Annotated in this window: 21 protein-coding genes and 2 tRNA genes; 1 reads left to right on the top strand and 22 read right to left on the bottom strand. The window is 41.0% G+C overall.

What is annotated here, in order from left to right; all coding sequences use genetic code 11:
* Positions 1 to 4: 4 nt before the first annotated feature.
* The 22 genes from rplI to mreB form a co-directional block, all read right to left on the bottom strand.
* Positions 5 to 457, bottom strand: a complete 453-nt coding sequence (gene rplI, locus IV73_RS02635) for a 50S ribosomal protein L9 (protein ID WP_057754487.1) — start codon at positions 455 to 457, stop codon at positions 5 to 7.
* Between the two features lie 3 nt (positions 458 to 460).
* Complete coding sequence (locus IV73_RS02630; protein WP_057754484.1) at positions 461 to 2494, bottom strand: DHH family phosphoesterase; 2034 nt, start codon at positions 2492 to 2494, stop codon at positions 461 to 463.
* A 212-nt stretch (positions 2495 to 2706) separates the two neighbouring features.
* On the bottom strand, positions 2707 to 3363 hold the full coding sequence (locus tag IV73_RS02625) for an amino acid ABC transporter permease (RefSeq protein WP_057754482.1): 657 nt from the start codon (positions 3361 to 3363) through the stop codon (positions 2707 to 2709).
* Between the two features lie 3 nt (positions 3364 to 3366).
* Positions 3367 to 4011: an amino acid ABC transporter permease gene (locus tag IV73_RS02620; protein WP_057754479.1), complete on the bottom strand. Its 645-nt coding sequence runs from the start codon at positions 4009 to 4011 to the stop codon at positions 3367 to 3369.
* The gene (locus IV73_RS02615) at positions 4008 to 4841 is read right to left on the bottom strand and encodes a transporter substrate-binding domain-containing protein (protein ID WP_057754477.1); all 834 of its coding nucleotides are present in this window, start codon (positions 4839 to 4841) and stop codon (positions 4008 to 4010) included. Before IV73_RS02615 ends, IV73_RS02620 begins: the two co-directional genes overlap by 4 nt.
* Before the next feature lie 33 nt (positions 4842 to 4874).
* Positions 4875 to 5609 (bottom strand): amino acid ABC transporter ATP-binding protein, encoded by a 735-nt coding sequence (locus tag IV73_RS02610; RefSeq protein ID WP_057754474.1) that lies wholly within the window; start codon positions 5607 to 5609, stop codon positions 4875 to 4877.
* Between the two features lie 87 nt (positions 5610 to 5696).
* Complete coding sequence (locus tag IV73_RS02605) at positions 5697 to 6263, bottom strand: nucleoside/nucleotide kinase family protein (protein WP_057754471.1); 567 nt, start codon at positions 6261 to 6263, stop codon at positions 5697 to 5699.
* A 133-nt stretch (positions 6264 to 6396) separates the two neighbouring features.
* The gene (pepV, locus tag IV73_RS02600) at positions 6397 to 7824 is read right to left on the bottom strand and encodes a dipeptidase PepV (protein WP_057754469.1); all 1428 of its coding nucleotides are present in this window, start codon (positions 7822 to 7824) and stop codon (positions 6397 to 6399) included.
* A gap of 229 nt (positions 7825 to 8053) precedes the next feature.
* Complete coding sequence (locus IV73_RS02595) at positions 8054 to 10048, bottom strand: ABC transporter ATP-binding protein/permease (protein ID WP_057754466.1); 1995 nt, start codon at positions 10046 to 10048, stop codon at positions 8054 to 8056.
* A gap of 199 nt (positions 10049 to 10247) precedes the next feature.
* Positions 10248 to 12029: an ABC transporter ATP-binding protein gene (locus IV73_RS02590; RefSeq protein ID WP_057754463.1), complete on the bottom strand. Its 1782-nt coding sequence runs from the start codon at positions 12027 to 12029 to the stop codon at positions 10248 to 10250.
* The gene (locus tag IV73_RS02585) at positions 12029 to 13750 is read right to left on the bottom strand and encodes an ABC transporter ATP-binding protein (protein WP_057754460.1); all 1722 of its coding nucleotides are present in this window, start codon (positions 13748 to 13750) and stop codon (positions 12029 to 12031) included. Before IV73_RS02585 ends, IV73_RS02590 begins: the two co-directional genes overlap by 1 nt.
* A 363-nt stretch (positions 13751 to 14113) precedes the next feature.
* Entirely contained in the window at positions 14114 to 15397 is a 1284-nt protein-coding gene (gene hflX / locus IV73_RS02580; protein ID WP_057754457.1) for a GTPase HflX, read from the bottom strand.
* Positions 15398 to 15401: 4 nt separating this feature from the next.
* Positions 15402 to 16073, bottom strand: coding sequence for a histidine phosphatase family protein (locus IV73_RS02575; RefSeq protein WP_057754456.1), 672 nt, complete (start codon positions 16071 to 16073; stop codon positions 15402 to 15404).
* 270 nt (positions 16074 to 16343) lie between these two features.
* Positions 16344 to 16415 (bottom strand) — tRNA-Glu (locus tag IV73_RS02570).
* A gap of 134 nt (positions 16416 to 16549) precedes the next feature.
* Positions 16550 to 17368 (bottom strand): exodeoxyribonuclease III, encoded by an 819-nt coding sequence (locus tag IV73_RS02565; RefSeq protein WP_057754454.1) that lies wholly within the window; start codon positions 17366 to 17368, stop codon positions 16550 to 16552.
* A 327-nt stretch (positions 17369 to 17695) separates the two neighbouring features.
* Positions 17696 to 18403, bottom strand: coding sequence for an FGGY family carbohydrate kinase (locus IV73_RS02560; RefSeq protein WP_057754451.1), 708 nt, complete (start codon positions 18401 to 18403; stop codon positions 17696 to 17698).
* Positions 18404 to 18420: 17 nt separating this feature from the next.
* Positions 18421 to 19146, bottom strand: coding sequence for a DUF4811 domain-containing protein (locus IV73_RS02555; protein WP_057754449.1), 726 nt, complete (start codon positions 19144 to 19146; stop codon positions 18421 to 18423).
* Positions 19147 to 19301: 155 nt separating this feature from the next.
* A tRNA-Glu gene (locus IV73_RS02550) sits at positions 19302 to 19373 on the bottom strand.
* 77 nt (positions 19374 to 19450) lie between these two features.
* Positions 19451 to 20248, bottom strand: coding sequence for a pyrroline-5-carboxylate reductase (gene proC, locus IV73_RS02545; protein ID WP_057754445.1), 798 nt, complete (start codon positions 20246 to 20248; stop codon positions 19451 to 19453).
* On the bottom strand, positions 20248 to 21441 hold the full coding sequence (locus tag IV73_RS02540) for an FtsW/RodA/SpoVE family cell cycle protein (RefSeq protein ID WP_057754442.1): 1194 nt from the start codon (positions 21439 to 21441) through the stop codon (positions 20248 to 20250). The genes proC and IV73_RS02540 overlap by 1 nt, the downstream gene beginning before the upstream one ends.
* A 15-nt stretch (positions 21442 to 21456) precedes the next feature.
* Positions 21457 to 21669, bottom strand: a complete 213-nt coding sequence (locus IV73_RS02535) for a DUF2969 domain-containing protein (protein ID WP_057754439.1) — start codon at positions 21667 to 21669, stop codon at positions 21457 to 21459.
* Between the two features lie 29 nt (positions 21670 to 21698).
* Complete coding sequence (gene mreB, locus IV73_RS02530; protein WP_057754435.1) at positions 21699 to 22676, bottom strand: rod shape-determining protein; 978 nt, start codon at positions 22674 to 22676, stop codon at positions 21699 to 21701.
* 124 nt (positions 22677 to 22800) lie between these two features.
* On the opposite strand from mreB, the gene IV73_RS02525 reads away from it, so the two are divergent.
* Entirely contained in the window at positions 22801 to 24174 is a 1374-nt protein-coding gene (locus tag IV73_RS02525) for a UDP-N-acetylmuramoyl-tripeptide--D-alanyl-D-alanine ligase (RefSeq protein ID WP_057754432.1), read from the top strand.
* Positions 24175 to 24252: the final 78 nt, after the last annotated feature.

Genomic DNA, 24252 nt, shown 5'->3' with positions numbered 1-24252 from the left:
CTACTTATTGTTCTGTCGTATGCACGCGCAAAGTTGCTTCAACTTGCTTATGCAAACGAATGTTAACATTCCGATACCCTAACGCCCGAATTGGTTCTTTCATATCCATCTTGCGCTTATCAAGCTTAATGCCTAATTGGTTTTGAGCTGCTTCAACGACTTGCTTTGATGAAACAGCCCCAAATAAACGGCCATCAGCGCCCGCTTTGGCTTTTAACTCAACGACTGCATCGTCGGCTTCAAGCTTAGCTTTTAACGCTTCCGCTGCAGCTAACTCTTCAGCAGCTTCCCGGTCAGCCGCCCGTTTTTGACCTTTCAAAGCTGCCACATTGCTATTTGTCGCTACTTTAGCTTTTTTATTTTTAATTAAAAAATTATTGGCGTATCCATCTGGAACATCCTTCACTTCGCCTTTTTTACCACGCCCTTTAACATCTTCTAAAAAGATAACCTTCATCTTCTAATCCTCCATTTCAGCATCTGCTTGATCTTTTTTTAATACTTCATATAATTCTTGTCCAGCTTCATTAGTGGAAATATCATTCACTTGCGTTGCCGCAAAACTCAAATGACCGCCGCCACCCAGTTGTTCCATAATCGTCTGCACATTCTTATGCCCATCTGACCGCGCTGAGATTCCAACCGTCGTAGCATCCCGCCGTGCGACCACAAAGGACCGCTCAATACCAATAATTTGCAATAGCGAATCAGCAGCTTGTGCCACCGAAACTGAATCATAAATTGTCTGGTCATCAGCAACTACGACGGCATCGCTCCCCAGAATTTGAGCTTGCGCAACTAATGCTGCGCGTTGACGATAATCTTCCACGGAATCCTTCATAAAGTTTTGAATCAACTTACCATCGGCACCCATGGAACGCAGATAACTCGCGGCATCAAATGTCCGCGTTCCAGCTCGAATCGCAAAGGACTTCGTATCTAATTGAATTCCAGCCAACAAGGCCGTAGCCTCAATTCTTGATAATCCGCGGCGCTTGCGAGATTGATATTCAAAGAGCTCCGTCACCAATTCAGAAGTTGATGAGGCATATGATTCAATATACACCAACAAAGCCTGCTCTGGGAATTCTTCTCCTCGGCGATGATGATCAATAACAATTAAGCGATCTTTCAATGCAGCATATACTGAACGGCTCTCAGTCATGGATTCCTTGGAATGATCTACTAGAATTAATAATGATTGTTCCGTCGCTGTATTCAAGACTTCTGAAGGAGTCATTATAGCGTCAGCAGTCTGCGGATCTTCATGCATTTCATCAAGTAATAACCGCATATCCGTATGGCGCTTCACTTCTGGATCAACGACGACCCAGGCGGGCTTATTCACCATCTTGGCTAATCGTCGCACCCCTAGCGCGGCTCCCATTGAATCCATGTCATCGCGGGCATGCCCCATCACAAAGATTTGGTCAGCCGCACCCATCAATTCGGTCAAAGCTTGTGAAATCACTCGGGCCCGAACCCGCGTCCGTTTTGCCATCGGGTTAGTCGTCCCACCATAGAAGCGGGCGTCTTGGCCCGGCGCCTTAACTACGACTTGATCACCGCCACGACCCAAAGCTAAGTCGAGTTGCTTTTGGGCTGAAGTTGCCATTTCGGCAATATTCTCAATTTGATAGGCAATTCCGATACTTAACGTAATCGGCATATTTTGGCTCGAGGTTGATTCACGAATAGTATTTAGGACCTTAAACTTATCTTTTTCGGCCTGACGTAATCCGCTCATATAACCCATTAACATATATTTATCCGAAGCACTCCTTCGAACATAAATATGTCGTTCATCCATCCAGTCACTCAAAGTCGTCGTCACATGCGTATGCAAAACTGATGATTCGGTATCGCTCAAACGTTCTGATATTTCATCATAATTATCCAAAGATACAATTCCAATAAATAATTGATTATCCTCAAACCGTTCTTGAACTTGTAACTCTTCGGTCACATCGCGCAAGTACAGGGCTTGCAACTCTGGCTGAACTTCCACCTCAAATTGCCGATCCAACCAATTTAAATGTTCTTTAAAAGTCGCTTTTTCAGTATCAACATGTATCTGCGCCTGCTCAATTAAATTCATTAAGTCTGGGCTCACTTGATTAATTTTTTGATCAATCAATGATTTATCACTCAAGCTTTGTAAATATGGGTTAATCCAATTAATTTCACCCTTATCATTATACAAAATCACCCCAAGTGGCATTTGAATTAAAGCTTCTTGTTCCCCTCGATTTACCCGATAAGATAAACTTGCGATATACTTTTGCGTATTATTACCAATGATTTTTAACGTATTAAAAACAAACACCAAAGCGCAGGCAATGATAACAACCCATATAATTCCTACCAACCAATTAGCCATAAATGCCAATACGGTCCCACATGCAGCCATGATTGTGACCCATATGGCTAACCAGGTCAATCGTCGATTTTGAAAAAAATCTGGTAAAGCCTGGAATAGACTAAAATGTTTCATTTTTGGCCTCTCCTTCACAATAATATCTACTTCATTATACCATGAACCACCGCATCATTAGCGTGTCTTCTAAAATTAACCCGCGTAAACGAAGTAATTTCCACATTTAATACTTAATTTCTAAACCACTTTCATGCACCACTTTAAACAAAAAAAGGATGCCCCAAAACGGTTCATCCTGTTTAAAATTTAATTCCAGCGGCGTAACGGTGCTACACAACCATCCGTTTATCAATAACTTGTCCGACCTTTGATAAGCAATAATTCAAAACAAAGTATAAGAAGGCCAACATCAAAAACATTGGTACAATTTGTTTTGGATTTTGGGCGTAGATAATTTGGGCCCGATAGGTCATTTCTGGCAACATGATGATCGTTGCCAATGACGTATCCTTAATCAAAGAAACAAATTGCGAAACAATCGGCGGAATCATTTTCTTATACGCCTGTGGCAACAAGATGTACCACAGCGTTTGACCGAAGCTTAAGCCATTAGAGCGTGCACCTTCTGACTGGCCTTTAGGAACTGACACAACCCCCCCACGGACAATTTCAGCTAACATGGCTGATTCAAAGATAGTCATCGCAAAAATTGTGCTACCAATCACCGAAAATTGCACACCAATATGAGGCAAAGCAAAATACGTAAAGAAAATAATTAGCAATAATGGTAAGTTCCGAATCAAGTCAATCAAAAGTCCGACCGCCCAAGATACATAAGGGATCTTAGCGTAACGGATGATCCCCAAAATTGATCCCATAATGAAACTTAAAATCACGGAAACAAAGGCAACCTGAACCGTCACCCACATCCCCTCGAACAGGAAGCGCATATTAATCCATGAATAAGCCTGTATAAAATCATTCATCTTCTACCCCTCCCGTGCTAATTTATCTTCTAAGTAACGCATGTAATAACTAATTGGTAAGGTAATCACCAGATACAAAATTCCCACGATAATGTATGGATTAAAAGTATCAAAGGTTGTCTGTGAAATTTGGTTAGCTTGATACATTAAATCAAAACCCGCCACGAAGGCTAAAACTGACGAATTTTTCACCAAGTTCACAAACTGATTCCCCAAAGGTGGGATAACATATTTGAACGCTTGCGGTAAGACAATCATCCGCATCGTTTCCCACCAACTCAGACCGTTGGCACGGCCACCTTCATACTGACCCGTTGGTACGGCATAAATTCCAGCTTTAACGGTTTCAGCAATAAAGGCGGAAGTATACAATGTTAGACCAATCGTCCCAGACACAAAGCCATTAATTTTAAAAATTCCAGAAACCACAATATAGAAAAACATTGTAATCACCAATAGCGGAATATTTCGCAAAACTTCAATATATAACCGTGCGATATAATGTGGAACTGGACGGGGAATCACTTCGATAATCGCAAAGAGCGTCCCTAGAATCAACGAACCAACAAGCGCAATCACACTTGACAACAAAGTCCAGCCAAAGCCCGTTAAAAAGTCCACTCCATACATACTAATTAAATGCATCATGATTTCGTCAACTCCTTCCAGTCCATTCCAGGTACCTGACCGAACCATTTTTTAACTAAGCGATCATACGTCCCATCCCCCCGCATTTTAGCCAAAGCGCGATTAATTTTCTTAACTAGTGCTGGGTTATCTTGGGCAATCGCAATTCCGTATGGTTCTTCAGTAAACACGCCGCCGACTAATTGCAGGTGCTTATCTTCAGCAGCCATTCCCGCTAAAATACTAGCATCAGTCGTCAAGACATCCCCTTGACCCGCTTTCAAGGCGGACAAAGCGGTTGCATAATCTGACAATGCCAGCACTTTGGCATTGGGAGCTTTTTGTTTAGCAACTTCGACTGAGGTTGAACCTTGCACCCCTAGTATCGTGACATTTTGATGATTAACGTCATCAATATTTTTAATTGATGAACCCTTTTTCACCAAAAGAGACTGCCCCGCCATCAAATAGGGCTTTGAAAAATCAACCGCTTTGGCCCGTTCAGGCGTAATCGACATGGTAGCGATAATCGCATCAATATTCCCATTGCGTAACAAAGGGATGCGTGTCCCAGACGTAACTTCATTAAAAACCGGCTTGGCTTTGGGATCTATTAGCTTTGTCACCTCTTTGGCGACATCGACATCAAAACCTTCAACTTTTCCGGTTTTAATATTCATCAGACCCATTAACCGGGTATCCGCCTTTGTTCCCCACACCATTTCATGCCGAGTCTCAATTTTATTCAAAACTTGATTCTGTTTTTCATCAGCTTGTCCCGTTCCCGGCCAAACCATGCTCATTCCCAATACCACAGTACCTAGGCCAACCATTTTTAATATTTTTTTCATCTTGTTGTCCCCCTGAACCAGTTTAATCAGTGCCTAATGTTGAATCTGAGATAAGAACTTTTGGGCACGCGGCTCCTTAGGATGCTTAAAGAATTCAGCAGTTGGGGCATCTTCCAAAATTTCACCATCCGCCATAAAGATGACCCGGTCGGCCACCTGACGCGCAAAGCCCATTTCATGGGTTACCACTAACATTGTCATTTCTGAATCGGCGGCAATCTTCTTCATAATATTCAAAACATCATTAACCATTTCGGGATCCAAGGCAGATGTTGGCTCGTCAAACAACAAGGCTTTGGGCTTCATAGCTAAGGAACGCGCAATTGCAATCCGCTGTTGTTGTCCCCCGGATAATGACGATGGCATCTTATCCGCCTTATCAACCAAACCAACTAAGCGTAATAGTTCTTCAGCCGCAGCCCGGTTCTCTGCTTCGTCCATCTTCAGCACTTTGCGGGGGGCTAACATAATATTTTCGAGTACGGTTTTATTCGCGTAAAGATTAAAGTGTTGGAAAACCATCCCGACATTTTTACGCATTTTATTCATATCCGTCTTTGGATCCGCTAAATCAAAACCATTCACGATTAAGTGCCCTTCTTGAATAGGCTCTAAACCATTAATGGTCCGAATTAAGGTCGATTTCCCAGAACCAGATGGGCCTAGCAAAACCACAGTCTCACCTGGGTCCACTTCTAAATTAATATCTTTCAATGCATGAAAATCACCATAATATTTTTCCACATGATTAAACTCGATCATTGACATTTGCCTGCCCCCCTATCATCATTCTTTTTTAATTTATCTTTATAATCTCTCATATAAATACTATTTTTGTCAAATTATTATCCGTGATTAATCACTTTGTTTTGTAATAATTTCAGAAATAATTGCGCCTAAGCGTTGCTCCGTTGCTTTCCAATCATCATTTTTAATCACATAAGCACGCTGGGCAAGCTCTTTTGGAATAGCTAAGTCCCGCTGATATTCCGCGCTATTTAAACGTGCTTGCACCTTTACTGGATCATCCCCCCGGGCTAAAAGACGCTCAGCCAAGAGACCCGTTTTCCCAATCGTTAAATACAAGACCACTGCTTCTGCCCCCAAAGCCTTTTGGTATGTAATCGCTCCCGCCGTATCCAAAACAATTGAAATGACTGGCGCCTTTTGCCAGGCTCGCTCCAAACCTTCATATGAAGATCCATACGCTGCATAACTATATTGAACATGTTCTAATAAATGTAATCGTTGAAATGTTTCCGGCGTTTCAAAATAATAATCTTGCCCATCAAGTTCCCCTTGGCGCGGAGCGCGGGTCGTATGGGTAATCACTTGCGGAATATCATAATGCCGCTTCAAATAATCCGCTACTGTCGTTTTCCCCGTTCCCGTATTACCGGTAATTACCAATACTTTTTTCATTAAATCTTCCTTCGTGTAGCTGTAATACTTTAGGCTAATTCTCTAATAATTAATAAAAAAAGCCAATCGTCGACCTCATCAATAGGATCAACGACCAACTTGATTTATTCTAAATTAAATGACCTAAAATCGCCTAGGCTTCATTGGCAAGGCGTTCAATGGCGTCCGCAAACAAAGCCATAGCCCGCGTCAAATCAGCGACTGGATAGAATTCATCGGCTTGATGCATGGTATCAGGTACACCTTCAAACATGGCTCCAAATGCAACACCCCGATCTAAGAGGCGGCCAAAGGTTCCCCCACCAATCACTTGTTCTGCGGCAGGCAAACCAGTGTGCTGACGGTAAACATCAAGCAAAGTAGCAACCAATGGATCATCACCAGGTACATAATGTGGTAATTGGGCATTACCTTCAATGGCAATCGTCACATCGAAATCATCGCTCAAGCCACTTTCAATGGCCGCACGAATTTCATCATTATTTGTATTCTTAGGATAACGGAAGTTCAAGTTAATCAAACCTTCTTCATCCGCTGTGAACTCTTGAATTCCCACGTTCATTGTCAAATCACCCATCAAATCATCGTGCTTGATAGCACCAATGCGCAAGGCTGTTGTATCATCGTGGATCGCTGTTCCCAAGAAGTTCAAGAAGCCCTTGGCATTTCCACCAAAATCAAATTGTTGCAAGAAGTTAGCCAAATACGTTCCCGCATTTTCTCCAGTTTCAGGCTTAGCCCCGTGCACTTGCTTTCCATAAAAAGTAATGTGTGCTTGATGTTCTGAAGTTTCAATTTCAGCTTTAATACGCTTTTCTGTAGCCAAATAACGCTTTAAGCCAGCCTCCATAAACTTAGGGTCCATCGTCTCAACTGTTGCTTCCGCCAAACCAGGCACCATATTAAAACGTTCTCCAGCCTTAAATGAAACCAACTTAAAGCTTCCACCATTCGTTCCTTGGAACCGAATTACGTGTGAAGCTTGTCCTTTTTCACCATTAATAATAGGGAATTCAGCATCTGGTGAGAAGCCCATAGTTGGATAGCCCACTTCTTCAAAGAATTCTTTCATCCCAGTCCAGTTTGATTCTTCATCAATTCCCATGACTAACCGAACACGCCGCTTAATTGGAACGTTCATGTCCTTTAACATCTTGACCGCATAATAGGCGATCATTGAAGGACCCTTATCATCAGAAGCACCACGGGCGTACAAACGTCCGTCTTCAATGACTGGCTTAAATGGTTTTTTGGTCCAACCTTCACCTGCTGGCATCACATCAAGGTGTCCAATAATATCAATTGATTCTTCAGCATCTTCTGGTCCCACTTCAGCATAGCCCACAAGTCCTTTATAATCACCAACTCTAAAGCCATCACGACGCGCTAAATCTTCCCAAGCCGTCAAAGCAGCTTTTGTCTGAGGACCCAAAGGAGCTTCATCCGTTGCTTCTGCGTCATTTCGCACTGATGGAATTTCTAACATCATCTTTAAATCAGCTAGCAAATCATCCTCATATTTAAGTGCTTCACTCATCCATTCGCTTGGCTTCTTATTCATGCTCATTTCCCCCAAATAATTTTATAATCTTATTTAATATAATACACTTTTAGCACCAGTTTTTCCAAATATTTTTTTGAATATTCGGCTCTGAAACTAACTTACCTAATCATACTCCATCCAACACAGTGAAGCTAATTTTACCATCAACAATGCCAACAACGACAACTAATTAAAAAAATAAGGATGGTTACCCCACCCTTATTTTACATGCAATCAACGACCTACATTAATCGGCTGCTAATGCATCAATTGGATTCAAACGTGAAGCTCGTCGCGCTGGCAACAAAGCTGCTAAGAATGAAATCACTAATGCAACAATAATCGTGAAGATAATATTGTTGACACTAACTTGAATCATATTAAACTTGGCAATCTTATACAAAGCTGCATTCATCGCAAAACCAAGACCATATGCCATAACTAAAGCAAGAATGGCTGACATAACCCCAATAATCAATGATTCAGACGTAAACAAACGGCGAATATCACGCTTTGATTCACCTAAGGCGCGCAAAATTCCAATTTCCTTCGTCCGCTCAGACACTGACATATACATCGTTACAATAATCATCAAGGCTGATACTAACAATGAAATCCCAGAAATAGCAGCCAAAACATTAGTAGCTAAACTTACAATCGTATTAATTGTGTCCAACATTGAGCCTATGGAAATTGCTAAGACATTTTGTGTTCCAGTACTATCTTTCAACCCATTAATATCTTTGACGGCTTGTTTAACATTTTCTGTTTGATCAATTTGTGCTGATGCAAATGTATAATCAGTATTAGCTCCTTCATCTTGCAAAATTTGCTTCATCGTTGCCAAATTCGTGATCGCAACGGGTGACACAGAATCAACAACCCCTGCAACCTTAAAGGTCTTCGTCAATGGTATTGGTGTATTATTCGCATCGTACGCCACAAAACTCATCGTTACCTCTTGACCAATAATTGACTGCCAGTTTTTAGCATCCATTTCTTTAGCAAAGGACTTCTTATCAACTAAAATTTCACCTTGCTTGGGTGCATGCCCGGCCTTGATAATTGACTTATTAGTGGCTGGCGTCCAGCTTTGGTACTTAGGTGTTTGAACATCATGCCCTTGATATGCCATTGTCACGTTCATAAAGGTGTAACCTGGCAAAACCCGTTTAACATGCTTGACTTTTTCAATCTGGTGTAAGGAAGCTTCTGACAAGGTAGCTTTCTTATAATCTATCATCATCGTTTGATACGTATTTTGCATCAAATCAGTTGCTTCTTTCCCCTTAGATTGTTCTTTAGTCGAAACATTTTTGACAATTGTAGGGTAATCCGGATTGGCTAAATCAGAAACTTGCTTATTAATATAGGCATTTACCCCGTTTCCCAAACCGGAGAATAACAAAACGGCAAAGAGTCCAATTGCTGTTCCAAGCATAATCAACGAATTACGCCAGAAATTATGGGCAAAGTGTTTCCAGGCATTTTGGAAGCTGGCACTCAACGGCATTGCTTTAGAGTCTAAGCGGACTTCCTCACCCGTCACCGGGTAAGCTGGATGGACACGTTCATCACTATCAATTTTTCCATCAGCTAGGTGCACAATCCGCGTTCCATGATTGGCCACATCTTGTGAATGCGTTACGGCAATCACTAACTTACCTTCTTGTGCGATTGCTTGCAATAATTCTAAAACTTCAGCCGTGTTTTGCGCATCCAAAGCTCCAGTTGGCTCGTCAGCAATAATTACTTGAGGATCAGGTGCCAAAGCCCGGGCAATCGCAACTCGTTGTTTTTGACCTCCTGATAATTGGTTTGGGTGTTTAGCTATTTGATCAGCCAAACCAACCCGTGCTAACAAATCTTTCGCACGTTCTTCGCGTTCCTTATGGCCTAACGCAGTCATATCCAAAGAAATCAACACATTTTCCAAAACCGTTAAATGCGAGATTAGATTATATGATTGATAAATATAACCAATCGTTCCGCGTCGATATTCGTCTAATTTTTGCTCTTGTTTATGATCCAGGCTGCGGCCTTCAATCGTAACCTCTCCTTCAAAATTCCGATCTAAGCCTCCAATAATATTCATCAGAGTTGACTTACCACCACCTGATTCACCTAAAACTGAAACAAAATCACCCAGTTCAAAATCTAGATCAATTCCTTTTAAAACCGCAAATTCTTGTTGCCCTAAAAAGTATGATTTTTTAATGTTGCGTAATTCTAAAAACGCCATTATCACTACTCCTTTATTCCGTTTGCATTATAATTGTTGTCATTATACCAACTTACTACTAAAATATACACCAATTTATAAATTTAGATATACCTGGCATATCTGCGCCTAAAAATAAAAAGAGCAAACCAAAATAACCTTGTCGGCTTGGTTTACTCTTCTTTTTTCAATGACTGTTTCCATCTTGTCTTGTTGGTTTTTATTCAAAAACCATCTGACTAGTATACAAATTCGCATAGAAACCTTGCTCAGATAAGAGCTCAGTGTGAGTCCCTTGCTCAATGACATTTCCATCCTTTAAGACCACAATCTTATCTGCTGAAAGAATAGTCTTTAAACGGTGGGCAATCACAAAGCTTGTCCGCCCTGAAATCACGGCTTCCATCGCTTTTTGAATCTTCGCTTCGGTCACGGTATCAACGTTTGAAGTTGCCTCATCCAAAATCAAAAGATCCGGATTAGTTAAAATCGTTCGTGCAATTGACAAAAGTTGTTTCTGTCCCGTTGAAAAGACGGAATTTTCGTCATCAACATGTGTTTGATAACCATCTGGTAATGACATAATGAAGTCATGAATATTCGCCTGTTGCGCAGCCGAGGTCACTTCTTCATCCGTTGCATCTGGTTTTCCAAAGACAATGTTGTCTCGCACAGTTCCACTAAAGAGCACTGAATCTTGCAAAACGATTCCGACATGATCACGCAAGCTTTGCAAGTCCATTTCACGGACATCAACACCATCAAACTTAACTGCTCCAGACGTCACATCATAAAAGCGGTTCAGCAAGTTCATGACGGTGGTCTTTCCTGAACCAGTTGGTCCCACCAAAGCTACCATCTGACCCTTTTGCACATCAATTGACACACCGTGCAAAATTTCTTTATCCTGTTTATAGCCAAAGTGGACGTCTTCTAAGGTCACTTCATTTTTAATGCCTGTAAGTTGCTGCCCATTGGCTGGCGAAATTTCGTCATCTTGAGCAAAGACTTCAGATAAACGATGAGCTCCAGTTACTGCCAACTGTAACATATTGTAAGTCGAAGTAATGTTGGTGATTGGTTGGTAATATTGTTGTGAGAACGACATAAACATGACGATCAAGCCTAAGGCCGCTGAACGTGACAAATCACCATTCAAAGCCATTGAACCGCCAAAGAAAATCACAATCGCTGTGTTAATCAAACTCATTCCAGACATCAAAGGAAATAAAATTCCTGACCAGACTTGTCCTTTATAAGTAGCTGAACGAACTTGCTCATTATGCTTCACAAACTGATTAATGGATTTTGATTGCAGACCATTTGTAATAATAACCCGCTCACCATTAATTTGTTCATTAATGTACCCATTCAAGTGCCCAACTTCTTTTTGTTGTAAATCAACATATTTCTTAGCTTGCATCACCACCACCACTGCAATTAAGAGTGCTAGCGGCGTAGAAGCGATCGTAATCCAGGCCATTTTCACATTCTGCTGGAACATCATCATAATAATTCCGACCATTAAGGCAATCTGTGAAAAGAGCTGGAATATTGCTTGATTCATCGCATTAAAAATATTATCCAAATCCGAAGTAAAGCGTGCTAAAATTTCACCGTCTTGATGTTCATCAAAGTAGCGAATTGTCATCCGTTGCAACTTTGCAAACAGACCAGTCCGCATATCATTAACAGAATTGGCCGAAATAATTGATTGCAAAACTCCCATGATTAACATAGCCCCTGCTGTTGAAACGACGAATAATAACATCATCCCCAAAGCATGGTGAAATTTATCCAAATTAGCAGTTGCCGCCGTCATTGGGTTTAGCTTCAAGAAAATATAATTACCCATTTCTTGAATTGCTTTTCCCATATAAACGGGAGCTTTAACTTGCAGATAAGTTGAAAGAATAATGAAAAATCCCACTAGGAACATTCCAAACTTATAGCGCTTAAAATAATGCGCAAAGAATTTAATTGCTTGCCAAAAATCCTTCATTATGAGTTCACCTCCTGCGCTTTTTGAGTACCATAAATCTCACGGTAAACTGGGGATGTCTCCAATAATTCAGCATGGGAACCTTCACCCACCAACTTACCTTCATCCAAGACTAAGATTCGATCAGCATTAATCACTGATGAAATCTTTTCCGCAATAATAAAGGTAGTTGTATGTTGCAAATCACGTTCCAACGCCTCTTTAACGAGTTTTTCAGAATTAGCATCCAGAGCCGACGTTGAGTCATCCAAAATCAAAACCTTAGGATTGGCAATCACCCCTCGCGCAATTGAAAGACGTTGCTTTTGACCACCTGAGAAATTAGCTGAACGTTCTTCAACAACATGTTCATAGGTATCTTCATAACGCTCGACGAATTCAGCTGCTTGCGCAATATTAGCTGCATGGCGCATATCTTTAGTGTTGGCATCTAATTTACCTTGACGTAAATTATCAGATATTTTTCCAGAAAACAGGGTAGCCCGTTGCAAAACATATGAGACGGTTTGCCGGAGTGACTTCTCATTAACATGCTTTAAATCATGACCACCGATTTCAACTGTTCCCGCCGTTGGGTCAAATAACCGCGCAATCAACTGTGCCAACGTCGTTTTACCAGATCCAGTCGCACCAACGATCCCAATCATCTCACCCGCATTGGCTTTAAAGCTAACATGTTTTAAGACATCTTGTTCATCAGCTGGATAATGGAATGATACATCTTTAAACTCAACAGAACCCATTAGCTCAATTTCAGGAGCTTTAGCATCATATTGCATGGTTGGCTTGGCATCGATAACCTCTTTAATGCGCTTTATCGAAACCATTCCACGTGCGGCAAAGGACATAACCATTCCACCGATAATTACGGCCATCATAATTTGCATCAAATAATTAGTAAATGACGAAACACTCGCAATCCACATAGGATGCTCATTTACTTGTGTTCCAACATACCAAATTGAACCAGCAATGGCCAACTGACTCACCATCATAAACAATGGTGACATAACTGAGAAAAGATACCCAATTTTAATGTTGATTTTATTTAATTCACCAGAGGCTTCATTATAACGATTTTTTTCATTTTGTTCTTGGTTAAATGATTTAACAACTCGAACCCCTTGCAAATTTTCTTTTGCTAAATTATTAGTTTTCTCAATCCAACTCTGAATCCGTCCAAAGAGTGGCCCCATTTTCGAAAAAACGAAAGCGGTAATTAATACCACTGTCACGACCATAATCACAATGATCCACCACAATTGCGGCAAAGTATTAATTGCAAAAATTAATGCCCCAATGAATAGGATGGGCATCCGCAAAAGAGCTTGTAACCCAGACATCACCAAGGTCTGCACTTGCTGGATATCATTGGTCATCCGTACGACTAGATTTCCCACTGAAAAATGCTCGATATCAGCAAATGAAAATGTTTGAATTTTCCGATACTGGGCTTCTCGCAAATCAGCCGCAATATTTTGCGAAACTTTAGCGGCAAAAATTGAATTAATCACGCCCGCTATCAACCCAAGCGCTGCCACAGTTATTAACTTAACCCCAATTGAATTAACCTGATTCATTTTATCTTCAGTAATAGCTTTCATCACATCTTGCAAAAGTCGTGGTTGATATAACGCCGCCGCCGACATTACAATCACGGACAAAACGGTAATAAATATATCACGTTTATACTTAACAAGATAAGGTTTTAATAAATCCATGAATTCATCTCCTTTTCTTCCCCAAATAATAGCACTGCTTAGTCTACTCCAATCTTAAATTAAAAACAACCTAAATTTAGCCCATTTGAAATGGCTAATATTAGGTTTAGCTTATCACACCTAGGAAACTTATCATATCAACCTTTAAGTTGTTAATTATGCTTCAATTAGCTTGCATTTAACAAAAAACTGCATGCTAATTACAACATATTTTACCGCGTGCGTAAATACTTTTAGCTTAAGCGGTCATTATTCGTTCTTATCAGGTTATTTGACAAAGAATCAATTAAAAAAGACCACCGAAATTGACTTATGCATCAATCCAGTAGTCTTTTGCAACTTTTTTAAACACCAAAATTCTGATTACTCAAACAGATACTTTGCATAACGCGGTAATTGTTCGGACCGCAGGCGTACTTGCAACAAGGTCCCATCGGGTTCATATTCAGTTGCTAAGACGATGGCATCTTCATTTAATTTAGCTACAACTTGACCTTGATCAAAAGGTACCAAAAGCTGGTACGTTTTTAAATCAGCAAATAATTTTTGCTGCAAAACTTCAACCAAATAGTCAATCGAAGTGGCATCTTGAGCTGATAGCACAATCCCATCACCGGCAGCTTCCGGATATTGAACGTTCTCTAGACGATCGGCTTTATTGTAAATGGTCACCATCGGAATATCTTTGACCCCAATTTCGGCCAAAGTATGTTTAGTGGTGTCCATCATTGCTTGATAATTCGGATCAGAAAAATCAACAATTTGCAAAAGTAAATCCGCTTGTGCAGCCTCGGCTAAAGTCGCCCTAAAGGCTGCAACCAATTGATGTGGTAACTTTGAAACAAAACCGACTGTATCAGATAATAAAATGGTTTGATTCTCAGGTAAAAAAATTTTACGCACCGACGTTTCCAAAGTTGCAAAGAGCATATCAGCCTGAAAGACCGTTTTACTTTGGTTCGCCCCAAAACGTTCTACTAATTGATTCATAATCGTTGATTTTCCTGCGTTGGTATAACCAACCAACGCAACAGTAGGCATCAACAACTCATCGCGATGCTTCCGCCGATTTTGATCATCCATATCAATCTCAGCAATTTCTTTTTTAATGCCTGCAATCTGATGCTCCACTAAACGCCGACTCGTTTCAAGTTTCGTTTCACCCGAACCACGCGTGGTAAAGCTACCGCCACCACCACCGGTTTGTTGATCCAAACGAATATTTAAGCTCGTCCGTAAACGAGGCAATTGGTACTGCAGCTGTGCCATTTCAACTTGCAATTTAGCTAAACGCGTCTTCGCCCGTGACGCAAAAATATCCAAAATTAAAGCTGTCCGATCAATAATGCGCACACCGGTTACATTTTCCAAATTACGAATTTGCGAAGGTGATAGTTCATCATTAACCACCACCATCTCCGCCTCATTAGCTTCAACAGCAACCCTTAATTCGTCAACTTTTCCTTTTCCAAAATAAGTTGCCGCGACAGGGCGGTCTAACTTTTGCGTTAAAGTTCCAACTACTTGCATCTGATTCGCCTGGGCTAAATTCGCTAACTCTTCCATTTGATAATCAAACTGCGAAACTCCTTGATCAAGCCCAACTAATAAAACTGGAACTTGCGGCGTATCATCATTTTCATGCATCGCGTTACCACACTTTCTCAATATCGTTAAACACTTCTAACTCCATACTTTTGGCATCCATCGTCCACTTAGAAACCGATCCATTATACATACTTGAAAGCGTGTATTCACGTCCGGCGTACTTTCCTGATAAATTACGGATTAAAGTGCCATGCGCGACCACTAAAACATTTTCTCCATCTTGCACATGTTCACGTAGGAATTTCAAACCACGTTCTAATCGTGCCCAGAATTGTTCTGCGTTTTCAGCATCATGGTATGAGTCGGCTTTTGCAATAGCATCCATCAACTCATCTTGCGATAACTGGGCCATTAAATCGCCATAAGCCTTAATATCATGTAAATCTTCTTGCGTTTGTATTTGGGCTGCCAAATCAACTCCGTGCAGACCTTCGAATGAGCCAAAGAATTCTTCTCGAAATTCTGGCAAAGTCACTGGGACTTGAATGGCATCATGATCATTGTTTTCATGCATGATATATTTTGCAGTTTCAACCGCCCGCGTTAAGTCTGAGGAATAGACATGATTAAATTTAATATTTGCTAACCGCTTACCTGCTGCCTGACCGTCTTGAATTCCCTTATCAGTTAAAGGTGCATCGGACCACCCTTGCATCCGATCATATTTATTCAGATAAGTTTCTCCGTGTCGTACCAAGTATAAATTAAAGCTCATATCCAATTCCTCCATACAATAATTACTCTTATTGTATCATGGATCGGGAAAAGTTTGGGCGCTTCCCAGTCAAATCCCGTAAACCAACCGCATTATCCTTGGACGGTCGTCAGATTGGCTCCATCAAGCTCCGACAGCACCACCTACCCTTTTGAAACCAAAGCATACACTTATAAATCGACTGAACCAAGCTTAACTTCGATTGAATGCACAAATGAATTAAAAAAGACTGTTATATCAACGATATAACAGTCTTCCAAAATATTAAGATAGCCCAACAGGGAATCGAACCCTGGATTCCGCGATGAGAACGCGACGTCTTAACCACTTGACCATTGGGCCATTGAGTTAAATTATCTCAACAACAATAATTAAATATACAGGAAACCGCATATTCTGTCAACTGTTTAGTTATCTTTTTTTAATTTCAACTCAAAATTACACATTCCTTGAGGCGTTTTCCGTCAATACGAACTTTAAAGGTCCCATTCCACACAAATTGGGGCGTGATCACGCCGCTCTCCAGTATCCAAAACTTGAAAATCTTGCAACTTAGTCTTTAGACGCTGCGAGGCTAAATAATAGTCGATACGCCAGCCACTGTTATTAATTTTAGCGGTTTTACTAATCTGCGCCCACCATGTATAAACCCCGGTTTGATCAGGATGTAGCACCCGAAAGGTATCAATAAACCCAGACGCTAATAATTGACTGAATTTATCACGTTCCTCATCCGTAAAGCCTGCTGAATGATGATTAGATTGTGGGTTTTTCAAATCTATTTCTTGATGGGCCACGTTATAATCCCCACTAGCAATCACTGGTTTTTTGGCATCCAACCCTAATAAATAAGCACGATAAGCATCATCCCACGCCTGACGATCAGCTAAACGTCTCAGCTCAGATCCGGAATTTGGCGTATAGACGGTTGAAATATATAAATCAGGGTATTCTAAAGTAATAATGCGCCCTTCCATATCCATTTCGCCGGGGGCGCCAATGGTTGGAAAAGTGACTTTTTCAGGCTTAACCCGGGCTAACATTAACGTTCCCGCATAGCCTGGCCGTCCGGTACTGGAATTCGTATACTGATAATAACCAGGAAAAAGCTCTGCTAAGGTCGCATTTTGCTTTTTGGTTAAGCCCGTCGCTTTCGCCTTAGTTTCCTGAATAGCGAAAACATCTGGCTGTAATTGCGCAATCGCATTTAAGGTCTGCCACGTCAACTCACCCCGTGCCGACTTATGTTCTAAAGCTGCGTTTAGACTATCAATATTCCAAGAAATCAATTTCATCGCTTCAATCTCCTTCGGTTGTGTTTATCGTCTTGAATTTATTTAAAATAAAAAAGTGCTTCTCACAAATTGAGCGTGCACTTTTTCAAAGATGTCCCCATCTTTTTTCACCATATTGATTTAACTGATCCACCACGACAGTTAAATCATTCTTCCATCCAGCTAAATGTCCCCATTTAGCCATTCTCCCATTTAAGTCGAGTCCTTCACCCCTCAACTTAAATGATCGCTGGACGACAAGGCATCGCACCTTCTTAAAATAAGCAGTCCTAGGTCCCTTAACTCCTTGACTAATCGCATCTCCAGCAACAATTTATATTATACAACCTACCAACGAATTTGGGTATCCTTTAATAAGCCTAATTTCTCTACCATTTCTGGAATAATTTGACTCGCAAACTTATCCGCAGTCACAACCTGTGGCAATTGATCAACGGTTAAATTCACCAAAGCCAACGCTTGCGGATCCCATTTAGCATGATTCAAATCATAAAGTCCTGTCCGTGCCGCTAAATGCGTTGTAATTTGATCCTCACCCGTAAAAATTTGGTGTAGATATTCCTGCAAGCTACAAAAACGTGCCATTTGTTCAAACAAGTGTGGTTGTTCATTTTTCAACCATAACACTGCCAACAAGGGTAAATTTTCCGTAAATGTAACTCCCGCTTTGGCTTCCAGTTGACCAGCGATTCCATTTAGCCTTAAAGCCCGCAAATAGCCTTGCGCAACTGGAACTTGGGCTCCTGACAACACTCCACTTGCCAGAGTCGCATCATTTTGATCCAAAAAAGCCCATCCGTCAGTATTATCATGCAATTGAATCAGTTGCACTTGTGAACGAGGTGGCAATTGCGCTCTGAACTGCTCCAAACCATGAATGAACATGGTACCAAGTGTCTGAAAATCTAAGTTAGCCATCGCCGTCAACCATTTTTTAGTGTAAGGATGGGACTCGTCCCGCCGATTTCCATTTTCATCAATAGCGGATGCAATGACTTGATCCTGTGCAATCCGAATTTCCAATGTATATTTCATCCATTTATACCCGATTCTTACTTGGCTACATTCCACTCCGTCAACTTTTTATCAACTTTTTGCGTTAAATCATCGTTAATTTCACCCGTCACTTGTTGCACAATTTTATTTTGTGTATCTTTTTGGGCATCTTTATCTTTCAAATAATCCGGGTTCTTTTTGACCTCAGCCTCGATTGCGTCCGTCACCCCTTTTTTTATCTTATCGTCCATGCCAGCTTTAGACTCAGCAATCATCTTTTGGATTTCATCATTTTGTTGCTTTGTAATAATATACCAATTGTCGGGCAAAACAAAAGTATACTCAACATTTGGTTCCGTTTGGGTTGTCAATCCCACGAGCATAAATTTATCGAAGAAATTAGTGGCTTGATAGTTACTGATCTGTTCCTTTAAGACCGCTTTATCTCCCTTTTCAAAATGAGTCGCTCCATCCTTAGGGTTCACTCGATAATTTTTATTCTTCCATGTGTAATGGTAGTTAAATGTTCCATTTTTAGCATTTGTGGTCACAATAAACGACTTTCCCACTACCGATGACTTAGAGGATAATTGTACCGTCTTTTTCATCGTTTGCTTTTCCATAAATAAATGTTTAGAACCGGCCATTCCCATCCCAATTCCATCAATCAGTACTAATAATAATCCGACGATGATCATCCAGTAGCGCACGGAATGTTTCTGATAATACGAAATGCCTGCCAGGACTAAAAGAACTACCCCTGCAATTAACAAAATTAGCATAAAATTTCTCCTGTAAATTAAATATATCAAGCCTATCATAACATAGATTAGAGGCGTTGTAAGAACTCATCATCAATTGACGAAACAACAATGTGGCGTACCTGAAAAGTAATTTTATAGACAAAAAAAGCACCCATAAAAGGTGCTTTATCTAATAGCTCATCAGGGAGTCGAACCCTGGATGCCGGTGTGAAAAACCGGAGTCTTAACCGCTTGACCAATGAGCCATCATTACTTGTTGTCGCTTAACAACAAATAATATAATACCAAGTTTTTGAATGTTTGGCAAGCCTTTTTTTAAATTTTATTCAAATTCAGCATTTTTCTTCATAGTTGCTTGAATTACGACATCCATCATCTGGTTAATATCACGTTCTTGCATAACTTCCCAACCGGCTGCCGTCGAACCACCAGGCGTCATAACCTGGTGTGCCAATTCAAGCGGTGTGATTTCTTCCGTTGCCATTTTTTGCAAAGTTCCTTGAATGGTTTGTTGGGCTAATTTAGAGCTCGTCTCATTCTCTAACCCCGCTTGTCGACCAGCTTCTGTCAAAGCTTGCACAAAACCAGCAACAAACGCAGGTCCTGAACCAGCAAGGGCGCTCACCGCCCCAAATTGTGCTTCTGAATATTCTTCCACCCGGCCCAGCTCAGCCAGGATAGCAAACACAGCCCCCTTTTCATCGGGGTTCAAAGTTTGTCCAGCCGCCATTGCAATATAACCTTCATCCACTGCAACATTCACATTCGGTAAGGCCCGTACTAACTTCGTCTGAGCGCCAAAAGCAGTTTGCAACGTTTGCAATGAAATTCCACCCATAATTGAAACCACAATCTTATTCTTCGCATATGCTACCACCGAACGAATCTGGTTAGCAATATCATCTAAAGCAGTCGGTGGCGTCGCTAAAATGATCATATCACTCTCTTGCGCTAATGTTTCCATATCCGGCATTGCTTGAATGCGCAACTCCTCAGCCACAGCATTAGCGGAATGCCGTGCGTAAACCACTTGTTGCACTTGTTCTCGATCTAAATGTGACCAGCCTTTAATCATTGCCTGCGCCATATTTCCAGCACCAATAAAGCCAATTTTAAACATTATGAAAATCCTTCCTGCTCTGATAGCGTATAATTGTGATTATGAAAACTCATCGACATAATTAATCCAATTCCAATCATATTTCCAATTAAGGAAGACCCTCCCTGTGAAATAAAGGGAAGTGGAATTCCCGTTAACGGAACCAACCCAATGCTCATTCCGATATTTTCAAAAATATGGAATAACAACATCATAATGACGCCTGCCCCAATATACGCATAAAATTGGTTGGATGTTTCCATCACCACCCGATAAATACGATAAATCAACAAGAAATACAGGAGTAATACTAATAACGATCCAACGAAACCGGAATTTTCTCCAATGACTGAAAAAATCATGTCCGACTCACGCACAGGAACATTCACATGTGACACGTTAAATCCGGTCCCGGTCATACCACCTGAGCCAATCGCCATCATGGAATGCCATAATTGATACGCTGAATTTGAAGTATCGCCTTCTGGGTGCAACCACGCATCAATCCGCGCAAACTGGTAGGCTTGGAAACCGACGTGGCCTAAAATTTTCCGACCCGCAGTACTAGCAACCAAAGAAATCGCCGTAATCCCTAATGCTGCGGCGCCCCCAACAATTGGTCCAAAAATGCGCCATGACATCCCTGAAACTAAAGTCATGCCAAAAATGATGGCCAAGAATACCAACATCGTTCCAAAATCATGTTGCAATAAAACTAACAAAATAATTGGTAAACTCAATAAGGTAATCCGTTTTAAAAGCAGCCAATCATTGGCGAGTGTATGCTCAGTGTACTCTAAATTATGGTTAGTAATCACTTGCGCTAACATTAAGATAAAGGCCGGCTTCATCACCTCAGAAGGTTGAAAGGTTAAGCCGCCTAACGCAAACCAAGATTTCCCCCCAGTCTGTATAAAGTAAGGCCGACTATAGAAAATCAATACGGCCAACATTAAAAAGACACCGATGCCAAAAATATACGGCGAAATCCGCCAAAGCCGTTCAGAATCAAATTGCATGATAAATGTAACCGAAGCAATTCCTAAAACATACCAAATCGCCTGCATAATGATCATTTTCGAAGCACTAACTGTTGCAGCATCATGACTCGCAGCCACATAAATTGATGCCAAACCAATTAAAGCCAACATCATCACCACAAAAATAATACTCCAATCGACTTCGCCTTTTTCCCCTAAAATTCGTCTCGTCATTCAAAACGCTCCTTTTTAGTGGTGCAAATTATACTCCGCAATTAAAACTTCGACCCCTTCGTCAAATGTGTGGACCATCTGTTTACGATTAGCTCCCATTTGAACTTTAATGGGCGAAGCACTTTCATCAATCTGTCCTAAAACATTTTTATTAATTTTTACTTCACTCACTTGATGTCCTAAATCATTAATTTCGACATCAATGGCTTTATTCTTTCGTGCTGCCATTTTTATTCACCTCAAACTGATTTGATTTCTTAATCATGCATATGTTCTAGTAATTCACCAGCGCCCCGGGCAACATTATCAAGTGGGTGATCAGCGACAAAGACGGGGACGCCCAATTCATCAGTAATCAACTTATCAATATTGCGCAACAAAGCACCTCCACCGGTTAAAATAATTCCCCGGTCCAAAATATCTGAAGCTAATTCTGGTTGAATCTCAGCAAGCACTTCATGCGCAGCGTGCACAATCTGTTGCAGTGAATCATGCAAAGCTTCTTCAATTTCATTGGAATTAATCTCAACTGATTCCGGCATTCCATCGTACATGTCCCGACCACGAATCATCATCGTCATTGGGTCATCCATCTGCATTGCATTTCCAATGCTAATTTTAATCTGTTCAGCCGTCCGTTCACCAATTTGCAAACCATGCCGATGCTTTACAAAATTGGTAATCTCCGCATTAAGCTTATCACCGGCTACACGAATTGAACGTGCCGAAACAATATCACCTAATGACAACACCGCGATATCAGAAGTTCCACCCCCCATATCAATAACCATTGAGGCTGTGGGTGAGAAAATATCCAAACCTGCACCGATGGCAGCTACCTTAGGCTCATATTCCAAATAAACCTTAGCACCACCAACTTTTTCAGCGGCTTGCATAATCGCCTTCTTCTCAATTTCAGTAATATTTGTTGGGGCCGCTACCATAATATTAGGGCGACTCATCATGCTCTTCAAATTCAACTTTTTAATAAAGTATGACAACATGGCTTCTGTCATATCAAAATCAGAAATAACCCCATCCTTTAAGGGCCGAACTGCCCGAATGTGTCCAGGTGTCCGTCCAACCATTTGATAAGCTTCCGTCCCCACTGACAAAACGCGGTCTGTTTTAGCATCCACTGCCACTACGGAGGGTTCGTTTAAGACAATCCCCACCCCCTCAACAAAAATTAAAACATTTGCTGTTCCTAAGTCAATTCCAATCTTTTTAGCCATTGATTTTTTCTACCTCTTCATTTGTTCTACTTTTAAGCTTATTAACTTTTATTATATCAGAATTAAGCTGAGTTTTTTGTTAGAATATAGATAACTTAATCTTTTTTACTAAAGGAGCTTCTTTATGAACTATTCTCTGACCGAAATCGCCCAGATCGTTGATGGCCAATTAATAAAAAATAATCCGAATGTCACCGTTAAAACGGTGGTCTTTGACGGGCGCCAAGCTAACCATGACACCCTCTTCATTCCAATTACTTGGGGCAACGATGGTCATAATTTTATTCAAGGCGCTATTGACAATGGTATCGTCGCTACTTTGTGGGCTAAAGATCATCCCCATTATCCCAACACTGTACCAGTAATTTTAGTTTCAGATACTTTAAAAGCTTATCAGCAACTTGCTAAGCACTATCTTCAACAAGTGGCACCAAAAGTCGTAGCCATTTCTGGATCAAACGGAAAAACTACGACCAAAGACTTCATCGCAGCAATTGGGGCCACCAAATATCGGACGGCCAAAACCCCGCAAAATTTTAATAATGAACTTGGCGTCCCGCAGACGATTTTAAACATGCCTGCTGATACAGAATTATTAGTAATCGAATTAGGAATGGATCACCCCGATGACTTAGATGTCCTTTCTAAATTAGTCACCCCAGACATTGCCGTTTTGACCATGATTGGGGAAGCCCACATTGAGTTTTTCAAAACGCGAGCGCGGATTGCTGATGGCAAAATGCAAATCGTCAATGGTCTCAAACCACAAGGAACTTTGGTTTATAACGGGGATGAACCGTTACTATTGGAACGCGCACAACAACACGCGCAACTCCAAACGACTACTTTTGGACTCCAATCGACCAATAATTTTTATGCTATCGAACAGGTGTCACATCAAATGACCGCTGAATTTAAAACTAATCAATCTGGCTTAACTTTCAAGTTACCCCTTTCTGGAAGCTACAATATTAGTAACGCCTTGGCGGCCATTGCCGTGGGCCACCTCTTAGCAATTGATGACCAAAATATCCAAATAGCATTAGAAAATGCCACCATTACTCAAAATCGGACTGAATGGCTCCAAATGCCAAACGGTACGCAAATTCTCAGTGATGTTTACAACTCAAATCCAACCGCGGTACAATCCGTCTTAACCTCCTTTCACGATGTAAAAACTACCGGCCATCGCTATGTTGTTCTCGGTGATATGCTCGAACTGGGCGAAAAGGGACCCAGCTTACATGCGAATTTAGCACCGGCAATTGCGAATGCCTCCCTCCAAGCCGTTTTCCTAATTGGCCCTTTGATGGAAAATTTGGCCGAACGTTTACGCGTTGAGCAGTCTAGCCTAGCCGTTTTCCATTTTGCGGCCACTAATCAGACGGCTCTAATTCAACAATTAAAAGCCAACTTACAACCAGATGACTTAGTTTTAATTAAAGCTTCTCACGGTCTTCACTTAGAAAAAGTGGTGGAGGCTTTACTCGCTGATTAAATAAAATTACCATATGCAGGCGTGATGTCGAAAGGTAAGCTCTAAGGTCATATTTTTGTCTTTTTACCAAAACAAAAA

The organism is Weissella kandleri, from assembly GCF_001438705.1.
In the GTDB taxonomy this organism is placed as follows: domain Bacteria; phylum Bacillota; class Bacilli; order Lactobacillales; family Lactobacillaceae; genus Weissella; species Weissella kandleri.
Note: the sequence above shows the minus strand (reverse complement) of the source record. Positions and strands in the feature narration are given on the sequence as shown.

What these genes read in the sequence shown, in the direction of transcription:
- rplI (WP_057754487.1), bottom strand. Translation starts at nt 457, where the DNA reads ATGAAGGTTATCTTTTTAGAAGATGTTAAAGGGCGTGGTAAAAAAGGC.
- IV73_RS02630 (WP_057754484.1), bottom strand. Translation starts at nt 2,494, where the DNA reads ATGAAACATTTTAGTCTATTCCAGGCTTTACCAGATTTTTTTCAAAAT.
- IV73_RS02625 (WP_057754482.1), bottom strand. Translation starts at nt 3,363, where the DNA reads ATGAATGATTTTATACAGGCTTATTCATGGATTAATATGCGCTTCCTG.
- IV73_RS02620 (WP_057754479.1), bottom strand. Translation starts at nt 4,011, where the DNA reads ATGATGCATTTAATTAGTATGTATGGAGTGGACTTTTTAACGGGCTTT.
- IV73_RS02615 (WP_057754477.1), bottom strand. Translation starts at nt 4,841, where the DNA reads ATGAAAAAAATATTAAAAATGGTTGGCCTAGGTACTGTGGTATTGGGA.
- IV73_RS02610 (WP_057754474.1), bottom strand. Translation starts at nt 5,609, where the DNA reads ATGTCAATGATCGAGTTTAATCATGTGGAAAAATATTATGGTGATTTT.
- IV73_RS02605 (WP_057754471.1), bottom strand. Translation starts at nt 6,263, where the DNA reads ATGAAAAAAGTATTGGTAATTACCGGTAATACGGGAACGGGGAAAACG.
- pepV (WP_057754469.1), bottom strand. Translation starts at nt 7,824, where the DNA reads ATGAATAAGAAGCCAAGCGAATGGATGAGTGAAGCACTTAAATATGAG.
- IV73_RS02595 (WP_057754466.1), bottom strand. Translation starts at nt 10,048, where the DNA reads ATGGCGTTTTTAGAATTACGCAACATTAAAAAATCATACTTTTTAGGG.
- IV73_RS02590 (WP_057754463.1), bottom strand. Translation starts at nt 12,029, where the DNA reads ATGAAGGATTTTTGGCAAGCAATTAAATTCTTTGCGCATTATTTTAAG.
- IV73_RS02585 (WP_057754460.1), bottom strand. Translation starts at nt 13,750, where the DNA reads ATGGATTTATTAAAACCTTATCTTGTTAAGTATAAACGTGATATATTT.
- hflX (WP_057754457.1), bottom strand. Translation starts at nt 15,397, where the DNA reads ATGCATGAAAATGATGATACGCCGCAAGTTCCAGTTTTATTAGTTGGG.
- IV73_RS02575 (WP_057754456.1), bottom strand. Translation starts at nt 16,073, where the DNA reads ATGAGCTTTAATTTATACTTGGTACGACACGGAGAAACTTATCTGAAT.
- IV73_RS02565 (WP_057754454.1), bottom strand. Translation starts at nt 17,368, where the DNA reads ATGAAATTGATTTCTTGGAATATTGATAGTCTAAACGCAGCTTTAGAA.
- IV73_RS02560 (WP_057754451.1), bottom strand. Translation starts at nt 18,403, where the DNA reads ATGAAATATACATTGGAAATTCGGATTGCACAGGATCAAGTCATTGCA.
- IV73_RS02555 (WP_057754449.1), bottom strand. Translation starts at nt 19,146, where the DNA reads ATGCTAATTTTGTTAATTGCAGGGGTAGTTCTTTTAGTCCTGGCAGGC.
- proC (WP_057754445.1), bottom strand. Translation starts at nt 20,248, where the DNA reads ATGTTTAAAATTGGCTTTATTGGTGCTGGAAATATGGCGCAGGCAATG.
- IV73_RS02540 (WP_057754442.1), bottom strand. Translation starts at nt 21,441, where the DNA reads ATGACGAGACGAATTTTAGGGGAAAAAGGCGAAGTCGATTGGAGTATT.
- IV73_RS02535 (WP_057754439.1), bottom strand. Translation starts at nt 21,669, where the DNA reads ATGGCAGCACGAAAGAATAAAGCCATTGATGTCGAAATTAATGATTTA.
- mreB (WP_057754435.1), bottom strand. Translation starts at nt 22,676, where the DNA reads ATGGCTAAAAAGATTGGAATTGACTTAGGAACAGCAAATGTTTTAATT.
- IV73_RS02525 (WP_057754432.1), top strand. Translation starts at nt 22,801, where the DNA reads ATGAACTATTCTCTGACCGAAATCGCCCAGATCGTTGATGGCCAATTA.